General features: G+C 34.9%; 20 protein-coding genes. All 20 read left to right on the top strand.

What is annotated here, in order from left to right; all coding sequences use genetic code 11:
* The first annotated feature begins 123 nt into the window (after positions 1–123).
* The 20 genes from sat (at position 124) to NLW78_RS11850 (ending at position 21,652) form a co-directional block, all read left to right on the top strand.
* A complete protein-coding gene (gene sat, locus NLW78_RS11755) occupies positions 124–1,269 on the top strand; it encodes a sulfate adenylyltransferase (RefSeq protein WP_254497320.1) in 1,146 nt (381 codons plus the stop codon).
* 9 nt (positions 1,270–1,278) lie between these two features.
* The gene (locus tag NLW78_RS11760) at positions 1,279–3,069 is read left to right on the top strand and encodes an SLC13 family permease (RefSeq protein WP_254497321.1); all 1,791 of its coding nucleotides are present in this window, start codon (positions 1,279–1,281) and stop codon (positions 3,067–3,069) included.
* Between the two features lie 4 nt (positions 3,070–3,073).
* Complete coding sequence (cysC, locus tag NLW78_RS11765) at positions 3,074–3,673, top strand: adenylyl-sulfate kinase (RefSeq protein ID WP_254497322.1); 600 nt, start codon at positions 3,074–3,076, stop codon at positions 3,671–3,673.
* Between the two features lie 361 nt (positions 3,674–4,034).
* The gene (locus tag NLW78_RS15690; RefSeq protein WP_254497323.1) at positions 4,035–4,787 is read left to right on the top strand and encodes a YveK family protein; all 753 of its coding nucleotides are present in this window, start codon (positions 4,035–4,037) and stop codon (positions 4,785–4,787) included.
* Positions 4,777–5,475, top strand: coding sequence for a CpsD/CapB family tyrosine-protein kinase (locus tag NLW78_RS11775; protein ID WP_254497324.1), 699 nt, complete (start codon positions 4,777–4,779; stop codon positions 5,473–5,475). The genes NLW78_RS15690 and NLW78_RS11775 overlap by 11 nt, the downstream gene beginning before the upstream one ends.
* A 244-nt stretch (positions 5,476–5,719) precedes the next feature.
* A complete protein-coding gene (locus tag NLW78_RS11780; RefSeq protein WP_254497325.1) occupies positions 5,720–6,484 on the top strand; it encodes a tyrosine-protein phosphatase in 765 nt (254 codons plus the stop codon).
* Positions 6,485–6,845: 361 nt separating this feature from the next.
* The gene (locus NLW78_RS11785; protein ID WP_254497326.1) at positions 6,846–7,028 is read left to right on the top strand and encodes a hypothetical protein; all 183 of its coding nucleotides are present in this window, start codon (positions 6,846–6,848) and stop codon (positions 7,026–7,028) included.
* A gap of 26 nt (positions 7,029–7,054) precedes the next feature.
* Complete coding sequence (locus tag NLW78_RS11790) at positions 7,055–8,878, top strand: polysaccharide biosynthesis protein (RefSeq protein ID WP_254497327.1); 1,824 nt, start codon at positions 7,055–7,057, stop codon at positions 8,876–8,878.
* Between the two features lie 210 nt (positions 8,879–9,088).
* On the top strand, positions 9,089–10,219 hold the full coding sequence (locus NLW78_RS11795) for a DegT/DnrJ/EryC1/StrS family aminotransferase (RefSeq protein ID WP_254497328.1): 1,131 nt from the start codon (positions 9,089–9,091) through the stop codon (positions 10,217–10,219).
* Positions 10,219–10,863: a sugar transferase gene (locus NLW78_RS11800; protein WP_302328532.1), complete on the top strand. Its 645-nt coding sequence runs from the start codon at positions 10,219–10,221 to the stop codon at positions 10,861–10,863. Before NLW78_RS11795 ends, NLW78_RS11800 begins: the two co-directional genes overlap by 1 nt.
* Entirely contained in the window at positions 10,860–11,480 is a 621-nt protein-coding gene (locus NLW78_RS11805; protein ID WP_254497329.1) for an acetyltransferase, read from the top strand. The genes NLW78_RS11800 and NLW78_RS11805 overlap by 4 nt, the downstream gene beginning before the upstream one ends.
* Before the next feature lie 28 nt (positions 11,481–11,508).
* Entirely contained in the window at positions 11,509–12,645 is a 1,137-nt protein-coding gene (locus NLW78_RS11810) for a glycosyltransferase family 4 protein (protein ID WP_254497330.1), read from the top strand.
* An 11-nt stretch (positions 12,646–12,656) separates the two neighbouring features.
* Positions 12,657–14,042: a nucleotide sugar dehydrogenase gene (locus NLW78_RS11815; protein WP_254497331.1), complete on the top strand. Its 1,386-nt coding sequence runs from the start codon at positions 12,657–12,659 to the stop codon at positions 14,040–14,042.
* A gap of 2 nt (positions 14,043–14,044) precedes the next feature.
* A complete protein-coding gene (locus NLW78_RS11820; protein WP_254497332.1) occupies positions 14,045–15,019 on the top strand; it encodes an SDR family oxidoreductase in 975 nt (324 codons plus the stop codon).
* 137 nt (positions 15,020–15,156) lie between these two features.
* The gene (locus tag NLW78_RS11825) at positions 15,157–15,969 is read left to right on the top strand and encodes a glycosyltransferase family 2 protein (RefSeq protein ID WP_254497333.1); all 813 of its coding nucleotides are present in this window, start codon (positions 15,157–15,159) and stop codon (positions 15,967–15,969) included.
* A 90-nt stretch (positions 15,970–16,059) separates the two neighbouring features.
* Entirely contained in the window at positions 16,060–17,130 is a 1,071-nt protein-coding gene (locus NLW78_RS11830; protein WP_254497334.1) for an EpsG family protein, read from the top strand.
* A gap of 27 nt (positions 17,131–17,157) precedes the next feature.
* Positions 17,158–18,285: a glycosyltransferase gene (locus tag NLW78_RS11835; protein WP_254497335.1), complete on the top strand. Its 1,128-nt coding sequence runs from the start codon at positions 17,158–17,160 to the stop codon at positions 18,283–18,285.
* 49 nt (positions 18,286–18,334) lie between these two features.
* A complete protein-coding gene (locus tag NLW78_RS11840) occupies positions 18,335–19,363 on the top strand; it encodes a glycosyltransferase family 2 protein (RefSeq protein WP_254497336.1) in 1,029 nt (342 codons plus the stop codon).
* Positions 19,364–19,365: 2 nt separating this feature from the next.
* A complete protein-coding gene (locus NLW78_RS11845) occupies positions 19,366–20,421 on the top strand; it encodes a polysaccharide pyruvyl transferase family protein (RefSeq protein WP_254497337.1) in 1,056 nt (351 codons plus the stop codon).
* A gap of 196 nt (positions 20,422–20,617) precedes the next feature.
* Positions 20,618–21,652, top strand: a complete 1,035-nt coding sequence (locus tag NLW78_RS11850; protein WP_254497338.1) for a hypothetical protein — start codon at positions 20,618–20,620, stop codon at positions 21,650–21,652.
* Positions 21,653–21,677 lie beyond the last annotated feature (25 nt).

A 21,677-nucleotide genomic window follows, 5' to 3' on the forward strand; every position in this document is an offset into this window, starting at 1 on the left:
AATGAATAAGCGAACCCCATATTCAATATGAATGTGGGGTTTTTCATGTTTTAATTTAATAATAACCTTAATCAAATTGGCATATGGTGTAGTAAACAAGTTATACAGCTATGGGGGTTGCTTATGCCAATAAAACCACATGGAAACCAGTTAGTAAATCGTGAACCAACGGGAAAAGAAAGGGAAAAGCTTTTACGCCGAGCCCAATCGCTCACATCAATATATATATCAAAATGGACGATATCAGACCTTGAATTAATCGGTATCGGTGGATTTAGTCCGTTAACAGGTTTTATGGGAAAAGATGATTATAATCAAGTGCTACAACATGTTCGGTTATCCGATGGAACGATATGGAGCATTCCAATTACATTACCGATAACGAAGGAAGTAGCCGGCAATCTATCAATTGGTGAAACAGTTGCTTTAAAAGGGGCAGATGATGTCATATACGGAACGATTACCATTTCCGAAATGTATACATACGACAAAGAAAGAGAGGCGAAGCAGATTTACGGTACAACAGACCTTGCCCACCCTGGAGTACATCAACTGTTTAACAGGGGTGATGTTTACATTGCCGGTTCCATCACATTGTTGAATCGACCGGACCATCACCCGTTTCAAGACTATTATCAAGATCCGAAGCAAACGAGAACAACATTTGAAGCGCTAGGTTGGGAAACAATTGTCGGATTCCAAACGAGAAATCCTGTTCACCGTGCCCATGAATATATTCAAAAATGTGCATTAGAAGTCGTCGACGGATTACTTCTAAACCCGCTGGTCGGGGAAACGAAATCTGATGATATTCCTGCCCATGTACGAATGGAAAGCTATGAAGTATTACTGAACGATTATTATCCGAAGGACCGTGTTCAACTCGTCATCTATCCAGCCGCAATGCGTTATGCAGGGCCGAGAGAAGCGGTTCTTCATGCCATTGTGCGCAAAAATTACGGTTGTACGCATTTTATTGTCGGGAGGGATCATGCCGGGGTAGGTGATTACTATGGGACGTATGAAGCACAACAATTTTTGGCTGAATTTGAGGCCGAGCTCAATATGACGATTATGAAATTTGAGCATGCGTTTTACTGTGTGAAATGTGAAAGTATGGGCACTACGAAAACATGCCCCCATGACAAGAAGCATCATGTCCATTTAAGTGGTACGAAAGTGCGAGAACTGTTACGTAACGGTGAGAAACCTCCGAAACAGTTCTCTCGACCAGAGGTGGTTGAAGTGTTAATGAACGGAATGAGGTAGGCGTTACCTATGTTAACTACCGAGATGACATTTCTGCTCATCGTATTAACATGTATGTTTATCGCGTTACTAGCCGAGGTTGCTCGACCTGATGTCGTACTTTTGTCCACCTTACTCGTTCTCCTTATTTCGGGTGTTTTAACAGCTGAGGAGGCTTTTCGGGGCTTTTCTAATGAAGGGCTGGTAACGATTGGGTTTCTCTTTATCGTGGCAGGTGCTGTACAGAAAAGTGGGATTGTAGATCGATTTGTTCAAGCTTGGTTGGTAAAAAGTCGAAGTGAACAAGGGGTGTTGTTTCGCTTTTTAACCCCTTTATCCTTTTTTTCAAGCTTCCTCAACAATACACCCATTGTTGTCACATTTACTCCTGTCTTACGAAAATGGTGCGAAAAGCATAATATTGCACCCTCTAAACTATTGATTCCATTGTCCTATGTGACGACATTAGGTGGAACGATTACGTTAATTGGAACATCAACAAATCTTATCGTCCATGGAATGTTAATCGCCAATGGATACGATGGCTTTTCAATGTTTCAATTAGCCGTAATTGGTGTACCAATTACAATCGTAGGTATCCTATATATATCTGTCATCGGTTTTCGGTTGTTGCCAATCTATGAATCGGTTGAAAAACAACGAAAGGAAGAGACGAAACAATATATCGCAGAATTAACGGTCGATGAATCCTTTCGTCACGTGAATAATAGTGTGAAAGATGCTGGGTTACGAGATTTACAAGGTCTTTATTTAATTGAAATTATACGGAAAGAGGAAAAAATTTCTCCAGTAAAATCATCGACGTTGATTCAAGCAGGGGATCGGCTTATATTTACTGGACTAATCTCAACCCTAGCGGAACTACAAACGAAAAAGGGGTTGACCGTTGAAACCGGTTCGGATTTGTCATTAGATGATTTGAGAAATGGCAATACTGCCTTAGTAGAAGCGGTTGTGTCTCATCAATCGTCATTATTGGATCAAACCATTAAGGAAGCGAGGTTCCGTTCGAAGTTTGACGCAAGTATTGTTGCAGTTCACCGTAATAATGAACGAATTCAAAGCAAAATTGGTGATATAAAATTAAAACCGGGGGACACTTTGCTGTTGTTAGCCGGAACTGACTTTTTGCAACAACATTATGAAGCGAAGGATTTTTATGTGCTTTCTCCATTAAACAAGCCAAAGCAAGTTGAAGGAAGTACGTGGAAAGGAATGTTATCACTATCTTTGTTTCTCATTATGATCATAGCTGTCATGTTCCATTTTGTCAGTATGGTCCAGGGAGCAGCTTTTGTTGTATTCCTTTTATTATTAACAAAAACGGTGTCCTTTGAGGAGATTAAAGGGTACATACAATTTCAAGTATTACTAACTATAGCAAGTGCCTTCGGAATAGGAATCGCTCTATCAAAAACCGGCTTGGCTCAAATGATCGCCGATGCAATCTTATCGATTAGTATTCCATTAGGTACAATTGGAATTTTGACGATCCTGTATATTACGACGAATCTACTGACGGAAATGATAACGAATAGTGCAGCTGCAGCTATCATGCTTCCGATTGCCCTCCAATTCGGGTATTCATTACAAATGGAACCAATAGGATTCGCGATGGTTATTGCCATTGCAGCTTCTGCTAGTTTTTTAACACCAATTGGTTATCAAACGAATTTAATCGTGTATGGCCCAGGTGGATATACATTTACGGACTATATCAAAGTCGGTTTACCACTAACTTTATTAGTCATGGTTATGACGGTAACGATTGTAACGTTTGTAACATTGCAAGGAGGATAAGACAATGAGAGCAAAACATATAACATGGCACGAGTCAAAGGTTACGAAAGAAGATCGGCAACGTTTAAACGGCCATCAAAGCATGGTACTTTGGTTTACAGGTTTATCAGGTTCAGGTAAATCTACGTTATCGGTAGCCGTTGAAAAGGCGCTATTTGAGAAGGGGATGAGAACGTATCGTTTAGATGGTGATAACGTTCGTTACGGCTTAAACAATAATTTAGGTTTTAGTGCGGAAGATCGTTCTGAGAACATTCGCCGGGTCGGGGAAGTGTCGAAGTTGATGGTCGACGCAGGACTGATTACATTAACTGCCTTTATTTCTCCTTACCGTGAAGATCGAGAAAAGGTTCGACAACTATTTTCCGAAAGGGAATTTATTGAAGTGTATGTAAAATGTGATTTACGTATATGTGAACAGCGTGACCCGAAAGGTCTATACAAAAAAGCACGAGCAGGTAAGATTAAAGGTTTTACCGGAATTGATGATCCTTATGAAGCACCGGAAGATCCTGAGCTCATCATCGATACAGGGAAATTATCTCTACAGCAATCGGTCGAGACTATCATTCAACATTTGAGGAAAAATTATGACATTTCATAAAAATCGTCTTGTCGACCTATGAAAATAGTGCTACGCTATATGTAATAGAGATATAAATATAAAAAGCGTCATATAATTCCAAAAAAATACATACGCGTTCGATCGGGGATATTCTGTGTACTCATGGCTACCATGGGTCAATAAGAATATCCTTTTTTATGTGCTGTTATTTAAAATAATATCCAAATTTGGATATTATTGTAGAAAAGCTAAACGTTTCATGGTAATATGTACTCATGTCGAAAGATGTAGAAAAGTGCCAACTTTGGTATTTTTATGAAAGTAACCATCTATGAGACGAAGTGAATCCATGCTATGATAGATAATAAACAATATACATAGCGACTATGGAGGTGGCATCGTGGAAGAAACAATTTCCTTAAAGGAAATCTATGAAACGTTAAAGAAGCGCTTACTATTAATTTTATCAATAACAGTTAGTGCCATAGTAATTAGTGCACTATTAAGCTACTTTGTGTTAACACCGATTTATCAAGCATCCTCTCAATTTTTAGTCAACCAGGAGAAGTCAGAATCCGATTTTCAATATAATGTAAATGACATACGGTCGAGCGTTGAATTAATTAATACATATAACGTTATTATTAAATCACCTGTGATTTTAGACCAAGTCATCGAACGTTTAAATGTCGATATGACTGTAAACGCACTCCAATCAAAAGTAACCGTTAATAGTGAACAAAATTCACAGGTTGTAAACATAGTGGTGCAAGATCCAAATCCTGAACTAGCAGTAGATTTATCGAATACAATTGTACAAGTGTTCCAATCTACTGTACCTGATTTAATGAATGTGAATAATGTTCATATCTTAACGGAAGCAAAATATTCACCAAACCCATCCCCGATTAAACCGAAACCTACTTTAAATATAGCAATTGCGATGGTTCTCGGGTTAATGGTGGGAGTTGGACTTGCCTTTTTACTAGAGTATTTGGACAATACCGTAAAAACGGAAGACGATGTGGAAAAGAAACTGGGCTTACCTGTACTCGGTGTTGTTTCATCTATTGAGGATGGAGATTACCGTCCATCTGCTAAGGGAAAGAAAATTCCAGTCATAGAGAAAAGGGGTGGAACTTTTGAGGCGTAGTCGAAAGCAAAAGAAGGATAAAAGTTCCCGTACCCTCGTTTCCCATATTAATAAGAAATCACCGATCTCAGAGCAATATCGGTCGGTCCGGACAAACATTCAATTTTCCGCGGTTGATGAAGACTTGCAAACAATCGTCGTCACATCGGCCGGACCCGGAGAAGGAAAATCGATCACCTCTGCCAATGTGGGTGTTGTGTTCGCTCAGCAAGAGAAAAAGGTATTGTTAGTGGATACCGATCTACGGAAACCAACGGTGCACTATACCTTTCGGGTTGAGAACATCAGCGGATTAACCAATTATTTAATCGGAGATCAATCATTTGAACATATTATTACCGAGACGAAAGTTCCGAACATGGATGTCATTACGTGTGGGCCTATCCCACCGAACCCATCGGAAATCTTAAGCTCGAAACGAATGGAACAGTTTATTCAAACAGCGAAAGAACATTATGACTTGATCATTTTTGATACACCGCCAGTGTTAGCTGTTACCGACTCAACGATTGTGTCCAACTTATGTGATGGCGTTTTACTCGTCATTCGGAGTAAAAAGACAGAATTCGAAGCTGCGCAAAAGGCAAAGGATCAATTGGAACACGTCAATGCGAAAATGCTAGGGGTCGTATTAAACGATCGGGAACAGAAGGAAAGCAACTACTATTACTATTACGGCAACCGGTAAACGTAAAAAAACCATAATTAACCTGTTTTGATTATGGTTTTTTTATACCAAAAAACAAGGTATAAAGACTTAGTTGGAGAATAATATATTGTAGTATGAATAGATTATGAATTGTTATCCCTTACCAATTGATAAGGAATGAGTAACGGTAAAATGTATAAATTATGCTAGTATATAAAACTATTACTTACATAGTAATGAATAGAGGAAGACAAGCTTAAATACGCTGAAAGGTGGTGTTCCTTTGATTGATATTCATTGTCATATTATCCCGAAGGTAGATGACGGACCTTCATCTGTAACCGAAAGTCTTAAAATGGCAAAATTGGCAGTCGAGGAAGGGATCCATACGATTGTGGCCACGCCACATCATTTAGATGGGCAGTATATTAATAATCGTGATGTCATAGTACCTGCTGTGCAAAGTTTAAATGAAGCATTACAGGCGGAACAGATCCCGTTGAAGGTATTGCCTGGACAGGAGCCTCGAGTAAATGGCGATATGTTGGCGAGATTGGAAAAGGGAGAACTTATTCCGTTAAACGGAACAAAATATGTGTTTGTTGAATTTCCCCACGGACATGTACCCCGCTATGCGAACCAGCTCTTGTTTGATGTTCAAGTCGCAGGATATAAACCGATTATTGTTCATCCGGAACGGAATAGCGCTCTTGTGCAAAGTCCAGACTTGTTGTATTCATTCGTGAAAAACGGAGCCTTAACCCAAGTGACAGCGGCAAGTGTTTGTGGGAAGTTTGGCAAGAAGATACAGAAGTTCACCCTGGATGTCATCGACAACAATTTAACCCACTTTGTTGCTTCAGATGCCCACAATACGAAATCACGGCTGTTTCATATGCGTGAAGCGTACGATGTGATTGAAAAACGGTTCGGCAACCAAATGGTGTACGAGTTTACGGAAAATGCGGAGCTCTTAATTGAAGGAAACGTAATTGTCGGTGATCAACCACATCGACTGAAGAAGAAAAAGTTTTTAGGTCTTATATAAAAAGAGAGACATACATAAAAAGCGTCTAGTAGTTTGAAAGAAGAAATATAGAAACAATTCGAAACCAAAATGATCGAGGAGACAAAATAGAGACCAGTGTAGGATAAAGCGCCTATGCTTAGTTGTAATGTCATTTTGGTAATGTCTCCTAACCAATATCAATGGGGGCACTCGGTTACTTCGTGGGTGTAAGATGTCACCTTAGACGCCTGTCGTCAAGGGAGTAGTGTGAGGTCGGGTTTGATGCCCATGTTTTTATATTTATGATTTTATATAAAAAACCAAAATGCTCAACGAAAGGACATTTATTACAGTGTCTTTCCGTTGAGTATTTTTATTGGGGGAAAATTGGGGGATATTTATGCAAATGTATAAAGAAAGTAAAGGGCAAAACATAGAACACCACGCAGATGTGGAATTACCGAAGTCGATCAAAAAAGCATTGCGGTACATAAAGCAAGACGCACCGATTGAAAAAGTCCATAAAATTGAGAAGGCTCTCGGTTTAGCCATCAAACAACGATTGAAAAGGATCGAAAAATAAAAACCTTATAGAAAGGAGGAAATAAAATGACTTATCGAACACGATTATTTCTATTAGTCCTGCTAGACTCATTGATTATTAGTACAGCAATTTTTGTTTCTGTTTGGTTCTTATACCCATATGCAATTGTGACCGAATTCCATATAGTAGCGTTTAGTGCAGTCGCGTTGTTAGTATTTCATCATGTATTTGCCATTCGCTATAAACTATATAAAAAAGTGTGGGCATATGCGAGTGTAGGGGAGCTTGTTGCGATTGTGAAAGCTGTAACACTATCTATTTTGGCAGCTGGACTTATTTTATTTTTATTAAATGATTATTCGCTTTCACGTCGCGCTTTAATCATTACGTGGTTGTTACACATCTTGTTCATCGGTGGCTCAAGATTTATGTGGAGAATTGTTCGTGATCGCTATATAACAGCGAAAGATCAACAAAAACGTACGCTAATTGTCGGAGCTGGTGCAGCAGGAGCGATGATCACGAGACAGTTGAAAAACGAACAGCAACATGTCGAATTAAAGCCAGTTGCACTTGTAGATGATAATCGATCATTACATAATATGGACATTTTTGATGTACCTGTTGTTGGAGCGGTAGACGATATCCCATCGATCGTCCAAGAACAACAGATTGAACATATCGTCATTGCGATTCCTTCATTACAAAATGGGGCGTTAAAACGAATTGTGAACATTTGTAATGACACAAATGCAAAAGTACAAATGATACCGAAGATTGAAGATTTAATGACCGGGAAAGTGTCCGTCAACCATTTACGGGAAGTGGAAGTGGAAGATGTCTTAGGAAGAGAACCGGTCGAGTTAGATATTAATGCGATTTCCAAATATGTAACAGAAAACACCGTGATGGTCACCGGGGCAGGTGGTTCCATCGGGTCAGAAATTTGTCGGCAATTAATGAAATTTAATCCCCGCAAAATCTTGTTAGTCGGTCACGGTGAGAACAGTATCTATACGATTGATATGGAACTTAACGAACAATATCGAGATCAAGGCATTGAAATTGTGCCCATTATCGCAGACGTGCAAGATCGGGAACGGATATTTGAAATTGTGGAAGAGCATCGCCCAGGAATTATTTATCATGCGGCAGCCCATAAGCATGTTCCACTGATGGAATATAACCCACATGAAGCGGTGAAAAACAATGTGATGGGCACGAAAAATGTAGCGGAAGCAGCAGATACGTTTGGAGTAGAAACCTTTGTCCTCGTTTCGACGGATAAAGCGGTCAACCCGACGAACGTCATGGGGGCAACGAAACGGGTTGCGGAGATGGTCATTCAAGATTTAAACCCACGAAGCAAAACGAAGTTCGTTGCAGTTAGATTCGGGAATGTACTCGGAAGTCGGGGAAGTGTCATTCCGTTATTTAAAAAGCAAATTGCCAAAGGTGGACCGGTTACGGTCACCCATCCGGATATGACACGCTATTTTATGACGATTCCCGAAGCGTCCCGTCTCGTCATTCAGGCGGGAACGCTTGCAAAAGGTGGAGAAATCTTTGTCCTTGATATGGGCGAACCGGTAAAAGTAGTGGATCTCGCAAAAAATTTAATTAAACTTTCTGGTTATACAGAAGAGGAAATACCGATCGAATTCACAGGCATTCGCCCAGGGGAAAAGATGTATGAAGAACTGTTAAACGAAAACGAAGTCTTTCCTGGCCAAGTGTTTGAAAAAATTTATGTTGGCCGGACCGTTGATGTGAACACAAATAAATTGATATCCCTGATCAAAAGTTTCCACAACCATTCTGATGATGTACTTAGGGAAAAGTTAATGGAAATCGTGTTTGAAAAACGAGAAATGGCAGCTGTAAAGTAAGGTTTAACAAACAAGATGAGAAAGCCGAGTTGAAGGAATAGATAAAAGAGTAGATATGTTACTAAAAACTCGGCTTTCTTGTTTACTATGGGTATAGAAAACAAATTAATTTTAGTGGTTTAGTAGTTGGTTGGAATAGATATAAAGTAGATTCCGATTAAGTCCTAATCTACTAATGAATAACCTTAACTAAGGAAGGAAGACATAAAGATGGAGAAAACAAAAGCGAAAGAGAGAATCTTTCTTTCATCACCACATATGAGTGATGAAGGTTATGAAATGCAATATATAAAGGCAGCTTTTGATACAAACTGGATTGCACCCCTTGGTGAAAACGTAAATGGATTTGAAAGAGAGCTCGCTGAGATGGTTGGTTCTAAAGCTGCTGCAGCACTGTCTTCAGGAACAGCTGCTATTCATCTAGCTCTTAAAGCGGCGGGGGTCGGGGAAGGGGATATTGTATTCTGTCCAACACTAACTTTCTCAGCTACTGCAAATCCAATCATCTATCAAAATGCTATCCCTGTATTTATCGATAGTGATTATGAAACTTGGAATATGAGCCCAAAAGCATTAGAAGAAGCGTTTGAGAAATATCCTGCAGTAAAGGCAGTCATTGTTGTTCATTTATATGGCTTATCTGCTGATATGGATAAGATCATGGAAATTTGCAAGAAACATAATGTTGCGGTAATAGAAGATGCTGCTGAGTCTTTAGGTACTTACTATAAAGGTAAGCATACAGGGACTTTTGGAGATTATGGCATCTTCTCTTTTAATGGAAATAAGATTATCACTACTTCTGGTGGAGGTATGCTTGTTTCTAATAATGAAGAGAGAATTGCTAAGGCCAGATTTTGGGCCACTCAATCCCGAGATCAAGCAAGGCACTATCAACATAGTGAATTAGGATTTAATTATCGTATGAGTAATGTTGTTGCTGGGGTTGGCAGAGGGCAGCTTAAGGTGTTAGATCAGAGAGTTGAGAAGAAAAGATATATTTTTGAGTTTTATAAAAGTGAACTTGGTGGACTTGAGGGTGTGAAGTTCATGCCAAGCAATGAATGGGATGAACCGAATTATTGGTTAAGCTCGATAGTATTGACTGGTAAAGTTAGACCTCTTGATATATTTGATGCATTAGAAACTGAGAATATTGAGTCAAGGCCGGTTTGGAAACCGATGCATTTGCAGCCTTTCTTTGAGAAGTATGATTTTGTGGGTGAAGGAATATCGGAAGTGTTGTTTGAGAATGGGGTTTGTTTGCCGTCTGATACGAAGATGACGGATGAGGACCTAAAAAGAGTAGTAAAGATTATTAAGGGGTTGTGGATAAAATAATGAGGAATTCCAAAATTGGCATTTATAGAAGATTTGTAAAAAGGCCGATGGATTTCATGCTATCATTGATCGCCATTATTGTTCTTAGTCCGGTATTTCTAGTAGTTGCACTTCTTGTGAGAACAAAATTAGGTAGCCCCATTCTTTTCAAGCAAAAGAGACCTGGGCTTAATGAAGAGATTTTTATGATGTATAAGTTTAGGACTATGACAGATGAAAAGGATGCTAAAGGGGAGTTATTACCTGATAGTGATAGGTTGACGAAGTTTGGAAGGTTCCTACGTTCCACTTCTCTTGATGAACTACCGGAACTTCTTAATATTTTGAAGGGTGATATGTCAATTATTGGCCCTAGACCATTATTGGTGCAGTATTTACCGTTGTATAACAATCATCAAAAACGCCGACATGAAGTCAGACCAGGGCTATCTGGTTTGGCACAGGTTAGTGGTAGAAATGCGATTAGTTGGGAAGATAAATTTAATCTCGATGTTGAGTATGTGGACAATGTAAGATTTGTTGAAGATTGGAAGTTAATTTTTTTGACCGTAAAAAAGGTTTTAGTTAGAGAGGGTATTAATTCAGAAACTGCTGCTACGATCGAGCCCTTTAAGGGAACCGAAAAGGAAAGAATGGAATTATGAAAAATAAACTTTTAATAATTGGTGCTAGCGGCCACGGAAAAGTTGTTGCGGACATAGCGTTGAAAATGAATAAATGGAAAGATATTGCTTTTGTAGATGATGACGAAAGTATTAAATCATCAATGGGTATAGATGTCATTGGCAATTCGGATGATGTTTTTAATCACTTAGATGAGTACGAAATATTTGTTGGTATTGGTAATAATGTCACAAGACAAAAGGTTCATGAAATGCTAGAAACAGTTGGGGCTAGTATTCCTGTTTTGATTCATCCTAATGCAGTGGTTGGAGAACAAGTAGAGATTGGATTTGGGACAGTGGTTATGGCAGGAGTAGTTATTAACTGTTGTACAAGTATTGGGAGAGGATGCATCATTAATACTGGTTCTACAGTAGATCATGATAATAAAATTGAAGATTTTGTTCATATATCTCCAGGTGTGCATTTAGCAGGAACAGTTAATGTAGGAATAGGTTCTTGGTTAGGTATTGGTAGTGTGGTAAGTAATAACGTAACAATCTCGAATGGATGTAAAATTGGTGCAGGAGCTGTTGTTGTAAGGGACACAAATGAATCTGGTATATTTGTTGGAATCCCAGCAAAAAAAATTGACTGATATGGTATAAGTACTGGGGGATGAAGGTATGAAAGTATTCATTTTAGGAAGTTATGGACCCTCATTGGTGAATTTTCGAGGGGACATGATTAAAGCTATGGTTGACAATGGCCATGAAGTAGTAGCATGTGCCCCAAATGATAATGGAGATATTGAGGATAAGGTATTAAAACTAGGTGCGAAGTATCTTCCAATTAAAATGAATAGAACTGGAATGAATCCTTTAAAAGATGTTGCACTAGTTTGGGATATTATCCGAATACTCCGTGATGAAAAGCCAGATGTTTTTCTATCATACACTATAAAGCCCAATATTTATGGTAGTTTGGCAGCCTATTTCAGTGGCGTAGAAAACATCTATGGGTTGATGACTGGTGCGGGGTCTGTTATTCGTGGGAACACATTTAAGTTAAGAATGATACAAAAAATATTGATACCTTTGTATAAATTGGCTTTTAAAAAATGTAAAGTTTTATTCTTTTTAAATGATGATGATTTAGAGTTGTTTAAAAATAAAAATATTATTGATAAGCAAAAGTCAATTATAATAGGAAGCTCTGGAATAAATCTGAATTTATTTAATAAAAGACCTTTAAGAAATTCCGACACTTTTCTATTTATTGCCAGATTGATAAGAGACAAAGGGATATATGAGTTCTTGAACGCTGCAAGAATTGCAAAAGAAAATAGGCCAAAGATGCAATTTAAAATACTTGGTCCGTTTGATTCAAATCCTACGGCAATCACACCTGAAGAACTGAAGAAGTGGACAGACGAAGGTACTGTAGAATATTTGGGTAAGACTGATGATGTCCGTCCGTTTATTGAGGATAGTTTTGTGGTCACACTTCCATCATATCATGAAGGACAAGGTAGAGTCTTAGTTGAAGCTATGGCTATTGGACGTGCAGTTATTGCCACTGATGTTTCGGGCTGTAGACAAACAGTAGATGATGGGCAAAATGGCTTTTTGGTCCCTCTTAAGAATTCAAATATGTTGGCTGAAAAAATGATAACAATGTATGACAACCCCGAGATGACTATAAAAATGGCAGAAAAAGGGTATAAAAGAGCAACTGATATGTTTGATGTAAATAAAATAAATAATGTTATTTTAGAACACATGGAACTAAAGGAACTAGATAAACAGTACAATATAATGTAGGAGTGGTAAATATGACAATCTATGAAAGAATTGTTACTAGAGATGAGAAAATTTCAATAGTCGGCCTCGGTTATGTAGGAATGCCGATAGCAGTTGCATTTGCAAAAAAAGTTGATGTAATTGGTTTTGATGTTAATAAAGAAAAAATTCAGCTATATAAAAATGGTATAGACCCTACAAAAGAAGTGGGAAATGAAGTAATCAAAAATACAACGGTTCAATTTACTTCAGATGAAACGAGACTTAGAGAAGCGAAGTTTCATGTTGTAGCGGTGCCAACTCCTGTTAAAGATGACCATACACCTGATTTAACACCGGTGGAATCTGCAAGCCGGACTTTAGGTAGAAACCTAACAAAAGGTTCGATCGTTGTCTTTGAATCTACTGTTTACCCAGGTGTAACAGAAGATATATGTGTTCCAATTTTAGAAAAAGAATCAGGACTAAAGTGTGGAATAGATTTCAAAGTTGGTTATTCACCAGAAAGAATTAATCCTGGTGATAAAGTTCATAGGCTAGAGACTATTATAAAAGTTGTGGCAGGCCAAGATGAAGAAACCTTAGAGACTGTTGCGAAAGTATATGAGTTAGTTGTAGAAGCTGGTGTGCATAAAGCAGAAAGCATTAAAGTGGCTGAGGCTGCAAAGGTTATAGAGAATGCACAACGTGATATAAATATTGCATTCATGAATGAGCTTTCAATTATTTTTAATAAAATGAGCATTGACACAAAAGCAGTACTTGAGGCGGCAGGAACTAAATGGAACTTTCTCAATTTCTCGCCTGGACTAGTTGGCGGCCACTGTATCGGAGTAGATCCATACTACTTAACGTATAAAGCTGAGCAAATGGGTTATCATTCCCAAATTATTCTTTCAGGAAGAAAAATAAATGATGATATGGGTAAATATATAGCTGAAAGCACAGTTAAGAAAATGATTAAGGCAAATAAACAAATAAGTGGTGCAAAAGTAGCTATTTTTGGTATTACGTTCAAAGAGAATACTCCTGATGTACGAAATACAAAAGTAGTAGATGTAATTAAAGAATTAGAAGAGTACGGAGTAGAAGTTAAAGTTGTGGATCCTGCAGCTGATAAAGAAGACTTGTGGCATGAATATAGAATTAATCTCTACGAAGTTGAAGATATAAAAGAAATGGACGCAGTTATATTTGCAGTTCCACACGAGGAGTTTAAAGCTATATGTTTAGAAGATGTTATAGCAATGTTTGGATCTTCAGATTATATCAATACTGAAGTAATGGCTGAAATTGCAGCGACATCTGAGAGTGTATTAGACTTTGATAGTAATAATAGCCGTGTTTTAATTGATATTAAAGGATTATTTAATCGAGAAGAAGCTGAAAATGCTGGTCTTTTATATTGGAGGTTATAAAATTGGGATATAAAAGTATAAGTTTTCCAGAAGGAACTAGATTTTTAGTGACTGGATCAGCTGGTTTTGTTGGATCGAATTTAGTAGAGGCAATACTTAATTTGGGTTATCAAGTTAGAGGGCTTGATAACCTTTCAACTGGAAAAAAAGAAAATATAGAAGAGTTTATCAATAATTCTAATTATGAATTTATTCAAGGAGATATCCGTGATCTTGACACATGTATGAAAGCCTGTGAAGATGTCGATTATGTTTTACATCAAGCCGCTTGGGGAAGCGTTCCAAGAAGTATAGAGATGCCATTATTATATGAAGAGATTAACATAAAAGGTACTTTAAACATGATGGAAGCTGCTAGACAAAATGGTGTGAAGAAATTTGTCTATGCATCAAGTTCATCAGTTTACGGTGATGAGCCAAATCTCCCTAAACAAGAAGGAAGAGAAGGTAATCTTTTGTCACCTTATGCTCTTACCAAAATGGTAGATGAGGAGTATGGAAAGTTATATACAAAATTATATAATCTTGATACGTATGGTTTACGTTATTTCAATGTTTTTGGTAGAAGGCAAAATCCAGAGGGAGCATATGCAGCTGTTATTCCCAAATTTATTAAGCAATTACTTAATAATGAGCAGCCAACTATTAATGGGGATGGTAAGCAGAGTCGTGATTTTACTTACATTGATAATGTTATTGAAGCAAACATGAAAGCATGTAAAGCAGGTCATAATGCTGCAGGACAAGCCTACAACATAGCTTATGGTGGAAGAGAATTTCTTATTGATATTTATGCTCAATTATTAAACGCTTTAGGTAAAGATATTCAGCCTATTTTTGGACCGGATCGGAAAGGTGATATTAAGCATAGTAATGCGGATATTAATAGGGCGAAAGAGATGCTTGGATATGATCCAGATTGGAATTTTGAAAGAGGAATACAGGCTGCAATTGAGTGGTATAAGGAAAACATTTAAAAACCTATATTACTTTTTTATAAAATTGGATTTCTTTACTTTAAAATTCAATAACTACTAAAAAAATATATCTTGGAGAACACATTATCTAAGAATAGATTAAGTATTAAGTGACGTAAAGGAGTAGGATGTTAACTATGACTAATGAGAAAGTGTCTATTATCATGGGGGTTTATAATTGTTCAAATACTCTAAATGAAGCAATTGATTCTATTCTGATGCAGACATATATTGATTGGGAATTAATTATCTGCGATGATGGTTCCACGGATGACACATATAATGTTCTATTAAAATATAAAACATTATATCCCGATAAAATTATTATATTAAGAAATGAAAAGAATTATAGGCTTTCCTATAGTCTCAATAAGTGTCTTAAATATGCTTCTGGTAAATACATTGCACGTATGGATGGTGATGATTTATCTGCCCCAACTAGGCTTGAAAAACAGGTTAGTTTTCTTAGAGAAAACCAAAGAGTACATTTAATAGGCACTTCTATGCAGAGATTTAATGAAGAGGGAACTCATAACATACTATATAGCATTCAGAACCCAGATAAATTTACACTTAAAAATAAAACTCCTTTTAACCATGCGACGATAATGACTTATAAACACGTTTATGATAGATTAGGAGGCTATACAGTTTCAGAAAGGACAAAAAGATCTCAAGACATAGATTTATGGTTTAGGTTTTATAAAGAAGGATTCAATGGAAGAAATTTAACTGAACCTCTTTATTATGTAAGGGAGAATTATGACGCTATTAAAAGGAGAACATTCAAAGTTCGATTCAATTCTTATAAGACTAGATTGATTGGATTCAAAATGTTAGGCTATCCATTATATTGGTATATACCTATTACTTTTAATTTTTTGATCAAAAGTATAACACCATATTTTTTAATAAGCTTATATAGGAAATATCAATTTACACATAAGTAGTAAATACCTTGAGATGTCTTATATCAGAGCGAATGTAAATATAATTACAAACAATTACTTTTCATAAAAAATATAAGAAAGCATGATTATATGGAAATTTACTTTATTACTGTTATAATAATTTTTATTTTTTCTTGTATGGCAACATATTTTGGTGAAAAAAAGGATATTAAAAATAACATTCAAATAAAAAATAATAGATTCTTTATATTCTTAACAGTGTTATGGTTAGTTTTAATAAGTGGGTTGAGGTGGCAGGTCGGGACCGATTATTGGCAATACTCACTAAATTATCAAAGGTACACTTATCAATTTTTTAATGACCTTTTAACATATAGTGAACCTGGTATAAAGTTTATAGCATGGTTTTCGGAAGTATTCTATGACGACTATGCAACTATGTTTTTTATATCCTCATTAATTACAATAGGATTATTTGTAATTACAATATCTAAGTACAGTAACATGTACACATTTAGTATGTTACTTTTTATTTTTATTGGTGTTTGGCACGGATCTTTTAATGGAGTTAAACAGTATCTTGCTTGTGCCATTCTTTTAGCAGGCCACCGGCATATTATTAGTAAAAGTTTTGTCAAATATTTACTAATAGTTTTATTAGCTGGAACATTTCACTATAGTGCATTAGGTATGATAATACTATATTTTGTGCCAAGTAAAATACTAAAAATTAGACATATTATTTTGTTAATGTTTGTTTCATTTGCGGTTATTTATTCTTATGATTATATATTCGAACTAATTGAAAACATAAAAGCTGATTCTTTTGCGATTACCCAGTACGTAACTCGAGAAGTAAATCTTTTAAGGATATTAGTTAACTTTGCTCCACTGATAGTTTATTTTACAATAACTAATAAATCTAAACTAAGTAAAGAAGATTTGTTTTATGTAAATCTATTATTTATAAATGCTGCTTTTGCGCTTGCTACTTCACAAAGCGCTTATTTAGCAAGATTTTTAATCTATACTAACGCCTTTGCAATTTTAGGAATTCCAAGGTTGATAAACATTAAGGATAAGTATCTAAAATTTTTATTAACAATGATTATAGTAATTCTCTATGCAGTTTTTTGGTATATTGACGTTTCAAAAACATCAGCGTTGGTTAATTTCCAATGGATTTTCAATAGAAATTAGAAATCTTTAATATAGAAGGAGTAAAAAATGATTAAAGTATTATTCTTTATCCACGATCTTTCTGGTGGAGGGGCAGAAAAAGTTCTTGTGAATCTAGTAAATAATATGGATAAAACTCGATTCAAAATAACCCTTTTGACTATGTTTAATAAGGGTGTTAACAAACAGTATTTAAACAAAGATGTTGAATATAAGTATATATTTAACTGGTCTTTCAGAGGGAACCAACACTTGTTAAAGTTATTTCCGCCAGATTTTTTATATAGAAAAATGGTACCTGGGAACTATGATATTGTTATCTCTTATATGCAAGGAGCAACAACTAGGATTGTAAGTGGAAATAAGAATAACAAAATAAAGAAAATAAACTGGATTCACAATGAGATGAGCAAAAAGAAACTAGTTCATTCTTATAGAAACTATAAAGAATTTGTAGAATGTTATCAAAGTTTTGACGCAACAGTATTTGTCGCAAAATCAGCTAAAGATATATTTGAAGCAAATACTAACTTGAATAATAATAATATTGTTAAATATAACACTATTGAAGCTGATCAAATAATAGCGAAATCATATGAAAAAATAGATAATGTGCAGTTAAATAAGAACCAACTAAATCTAATTACTATTGGAAGTTTAACCCACCAAAAAGGATACGATCGCCTATTAAGAATTATTTGCAAACTTGTAAAAGATAATCTAAGATTCCACTTGTATATTTTAGGAGAGGGTCCACTAAGAAAACAGCTTGTGGATTATATAAATAAACAAAACCTATCAAATTATGTAACCCTTTTGGGGTATAAGAATAATCCCTATAAATTTTTAAGATTTGCAGACTTATTCGTATGCTCCTCATATCATGAAGGTTACAGCACAGTAGTTACAGAATCTTTAATAGTTGGGACACCAGTAATAACCACATTATGTTCAGGGATGGAAGAAATGCTTGGATGTAATAATGAATACGGGCTTATCGTTAATAATAATGAAGACGATCTATATAAGGGACTTTTAAGAATGATCAAAGATGATAACTTAAGAAATCATTACAAAGAAAAAGCCATTGAACGCTCAAAGTATTTTAATACTGATAACACCGTTAAATCAGTAGAGGACTTATTTATTGATCTATTAAAAGATAAAAAAGAATAACAACATACCATTAAACATCTTAATACTAAATAAGAACGGAGGTGTCCTTTTGCTAAGTAAAGTTTCAATTGTTATTCCAATATATAACGTAGAAAAATACATCAGGAAATGCATAACTACAATAATAAATCAGAAATATTCCAACCTAGAAATTATCTTAGTTAACGATGGATCACCAGATAACTCTCCCGAAATTTGTGAAGAATATGCAAAAATGGATAGCCGAATAAAAGTTATTCATAAGGAAAATGGTGGCCTTTCTGATGCTAGGAATGCTGGTTTACTAAATGCAACAGGTGATTATATTATTTTCATTGACAGCGATGACTATGTAGAAGTAAATATGGTTGAAAAAGCTATGGAGGTAGCGGCAAATCATGAACCTGATGTAGTAATTTGGGGTTATTATGTTGACTACCTAGATAAGGGTGAAGCAGTAACTAACTCTCTAATCCATATTCCTACAAACGGGATCTTTTATAAAGATAATATTATGAACTTAAATGTTTCTGCAGAACTAGTGGGAATACTTGGTTACGCGTGGAACAAAATGTATAAAATTGATTTACTTAGAGATAATGATCACAAATTCACAAAAGGATTATCTTTAGTAGAAGACATAGTGTTTAATTCATCTGTACTATTAGATGCTAATAAGATTGTATTTATAGACGTTCCGCTAATTCACTATGTCCAAAGAAATAGAGAAACTTTAGGGAATAAGTTCTACAAGAACTTTTTTGAATTAAAAAAAATTGCATTAGAGGCCATCGAAAAGTTGCTAATTGCATGGAATATTGATAGTAAAAGGATAGACTCTTTAATAGGTACAATAGGATTTGGTAACTTAAAATTAACTATTAAAAAGCTAAGCACTGCAAATAATTATACTCATAAAGAGAAAGTATTTTATTTAAATGGGATTCTAGTTGAAGAGATTACAAAAGATATATTAAGAAAGTCTAAAGTATTTGGATTGAAGGACAATTTAATAAAGAATCTAGTAAAATATAAGCAAAGTCAAATTATTTTGTTTCTATATAAAACATCAAATTACCCTAAAAAAGAGGAGGGTTAAAAATGTTAATAAAAAAAACACATAAACTTATTACTAGAATGAAATTATATACTAAATGGTTACTAAGTAAGCCAAACAAAGATTTTAACCATTTTAATAGATCGAACTTCAAAATAGTAGTTGCACTTGCTGCTGACTATGGAAATTTAGGAGATGTAGCAATCACATATGCGCAGACAGAATTTTTAAAAGCTAAGTTTCCAGATGCAGATATAATTGATTTTCCAATTAGCAAGACATTTACAGAGGTTAAATCTTTAAAAAAAATAATAAATAAAAATGATATTATTACCATTGTGGGTGGAGGTAATACAGGTGATATGTATGATGATATAGAGTATTGTCGGCAATTTATTATTAGCCAATTTCCTGAAAATAAAATCATCTCTTTTCCACAGACTATTGACTTTTCAAACACCAATAGTGGCAAAAAAGCATTACAAAGAGCTACTAAGATATATGGAAAACACAAGGGCCTTACTCTATCTGCTAGAGAACAAAATTCATTCAATATGTACAAAGAGCATTTTCTGAAAAATAATATTGTATATTCTCCTGATATAGTATTATCTTTAGAAAAACAATATCCCTGTATAGATAGGGAAGGGATAATCTTTTGTTTAAGAAAAGATGGGGAAAAAAGAATTAACAAAGAGGAGGAGAGCTCCTTAATTGAGGAAATAAGTAAAAAGTATTCGGTTACCTATTATGATACACACATAAATAAGAATAATTTATCTATAGAGGAAAGAGAAAATGAACTATATAAAATTTGGACAGCATTTAAAAAGTCTAAAATAGTATTAACGGACAGACTTCATGGGATGATTTTTTGTGCTATTACTAAGACACCTTGTATTGCTTTGGATAATTCTAATCATAAAATATCTGGGGTATATAAAGCTTGGCTAAAGGATTTGGACTATATAATAATGCTAGAAAATAATGATATTGAAGAAATTCAAAAAAACATAGAGTACTTATGGAGTTATGATATGAAAGACCATCAAGATATGTCTTTAATTAAAAAGTTTGAACCACTTATGAAATCCATATGAATGAAGGCAACCTAAATAGTTGCTGTTGTTCACTTAATTCCATCGGCATGTGTATTGTGTTATAAGTAAATATAAAATTATTAAATTAAAGATCAGAAAAGGTGATGTTTTGAAGGTTTGTATAATTTGTAGTACTCCGTATCAACTGTTTAATGCTATAAATTTTAGAATTAATCACATCGAAAAGTATGATTATGTGGACTTATATATTAATGCAACATTTTCAGGTGCGAAAGAAATAAAAAGTAACTTGGATAACTTAAAATTATTTGAAAATGTATTTCTTATTAATTATCAACAGTGTAATAAAGAAATATACAACATTACAAAAAAGAATAAGGGGGTTAATAGGTTTGCTAAATACTTGATATTTAAGAAGAAGTTAAGTTTGATATTCAATAGCTACTCACCTATAAAAATTAAGTATGATAGGATGGTAATTCCATACTTACATTATGAACTGTTTTCGGTGATTTCAACATTTGTTAATGGTGTGTATTTTAATAACAAGAATGTCGCAATTGATGTTCTTGAAGAAGGTGTGGGCAGTTATAATATCGTAGACAGTAAAAGTAAAATACAGGTGGCTATAAGAAAAACAATAGGATTCTTGTATGTTCCTTCTATGAAATTTAACTATTATGTATATAAACCTGAGTTAATTAAAGATCATAAATTTAAAAAAATTTCATTAAAAAAATTAAACCCTGTTGAAAAAAATGAAAAGGTCATAAAGACATATAATAAAATATTCGGTTACAAGGAAAAATATAGTATTTGTAATGAATATAAGTTTGTGTATTTAGAACAAGACTTAAAAACATTTAAGATATCGAAACAGAATGTTTTAGAAATAATTAACGTTATTTCTGGGAAATGTGGTCAGGAAAACTTCATTGTGAAAATGCATCCAAGGTCCAAAGAAAATATTTTTAATGGTAATATCTTTAATCAGTTTAGTGTTCCTTGGGAGCTAATAACTTTAAACAATAAATTACCCAACAATGTCCTGATTTCTGTATTATCTACTGCTTGTCTTACTCCTAAATTGTTATTTGACGAAGAACCAATTGTAATCCTTCTATATAAGCTTTTTAAAGAAGATTTGGAATTCGCAAGTGAGCAGATAAGGTTAGCTGAGTCAGTAAAGAAAACTTATAGGCAAAATAAATTCTTTATTCCATCCGATGTAGAGGAATTAAAAGAAATTTTATCTTTTATAGATAGATGATTTATTAAATTCTATCTAAGAAGTT

It is taken from the genome of Salirhabdus salicampi (assembly GCF_024259515.1).
Taxonomy (GTDB): domain Bacteria; phylum Bacillota; class Bacilli; order Bacillales; family Alkalibacillaceae; genus Salirhabdus_A; species Salirhabdus_A salicampi.

Coding starts and splice junctions, on each gene's coding strand:
- sat (WP_254497320.1), top strand. CDS start 124: ATGCCAATAAAACCACATGGAAACCAGTTAGTAAATCGTGAACCAACG.
- NLW78_RS11760 (WP_254497321.1), top strand. CDS start 1,279: ATGTTAACTACCGAGATGACATTTCTGCTCATCGTATTAACATGTATG.
- cysC (WP_254497322.1), top strand. CDS start 3,074: ATGAGAGCAAAACATATAACATGGCACGAGTCAAAGGTTACGAAAGAA.
- NLW78_RS11785 (WP_254497326.1), top strand. CDS start 6,846: ATGCAAATGTATAAAGAAAGTAAAGGGCAAAACATAGAACACCACGCA.
- NLW78_RS11790 (WP_254497327.1), top strand. CDS start 7,055: ATGACTTATCGAACACGATTATTTCTATTAGTCCTGCTAGACTCATTG.
- NLW78_RS11795 (WP_254497328.1), top strand. CDS start 9,089: ATGGAGAAAACAAAAGCGAAAGAGAGAATCTTTCTTTCATCACCACAT.
- NLW78_RS11800 (WP_302328532.1), top strand. CDS start 10,219: ATGAGGAATTCCAAAATTGGCATTTATAGAAGATTTGTAAAAAGGCCG.
- NLW78_RS11805 (WP_254497329.1), top strand. CDS start 10,860: ATGAAAAATAAACTTTTAATAATTGGTGCTAGCGGCCACGGAAAAGTT.
- NLW78_RS11810 (WP_254497330.1), top strand. CDS start 11,509: ATGAAAGTATTCATTTTAGGAAGTTATGGACCCTCATTGGTGAATTTT.
- NLW78_RS11815 (WP_254497331.1), top strand. CDS start 12,657: ATGACAATCTATGAAAGAATTGTTACTAGAGATGAGAAAATTTCAATA.
- NLW78_RS11825 (WP_254497333.1), top strand. CDS start 15,157: ATGACTAATGAGAAAGTGTCTATTATCATGGGGGTTTATAATTGTTCA.
- NLW78_RS11830 (WP_254497334.1), top strand. CDS start 16,060: ATGGAAATTTACTTTATTACTGTTATAATAATTTTTATTTTTTCTTGT.
- NLW78_RS11835 (WP_254497335.1), top strand. CDS start 17,158: ATGATTAAAGTATTATTCTTTATCCACGATCTTTCTGGTGGAGGGGCA.
- NLW78_RS11845 (WP_254497337.1), top strand. CDS start 19,366: ATGTTAATAAAAAAAACACATAAACTTATTACTAGAATGAAATTATAT.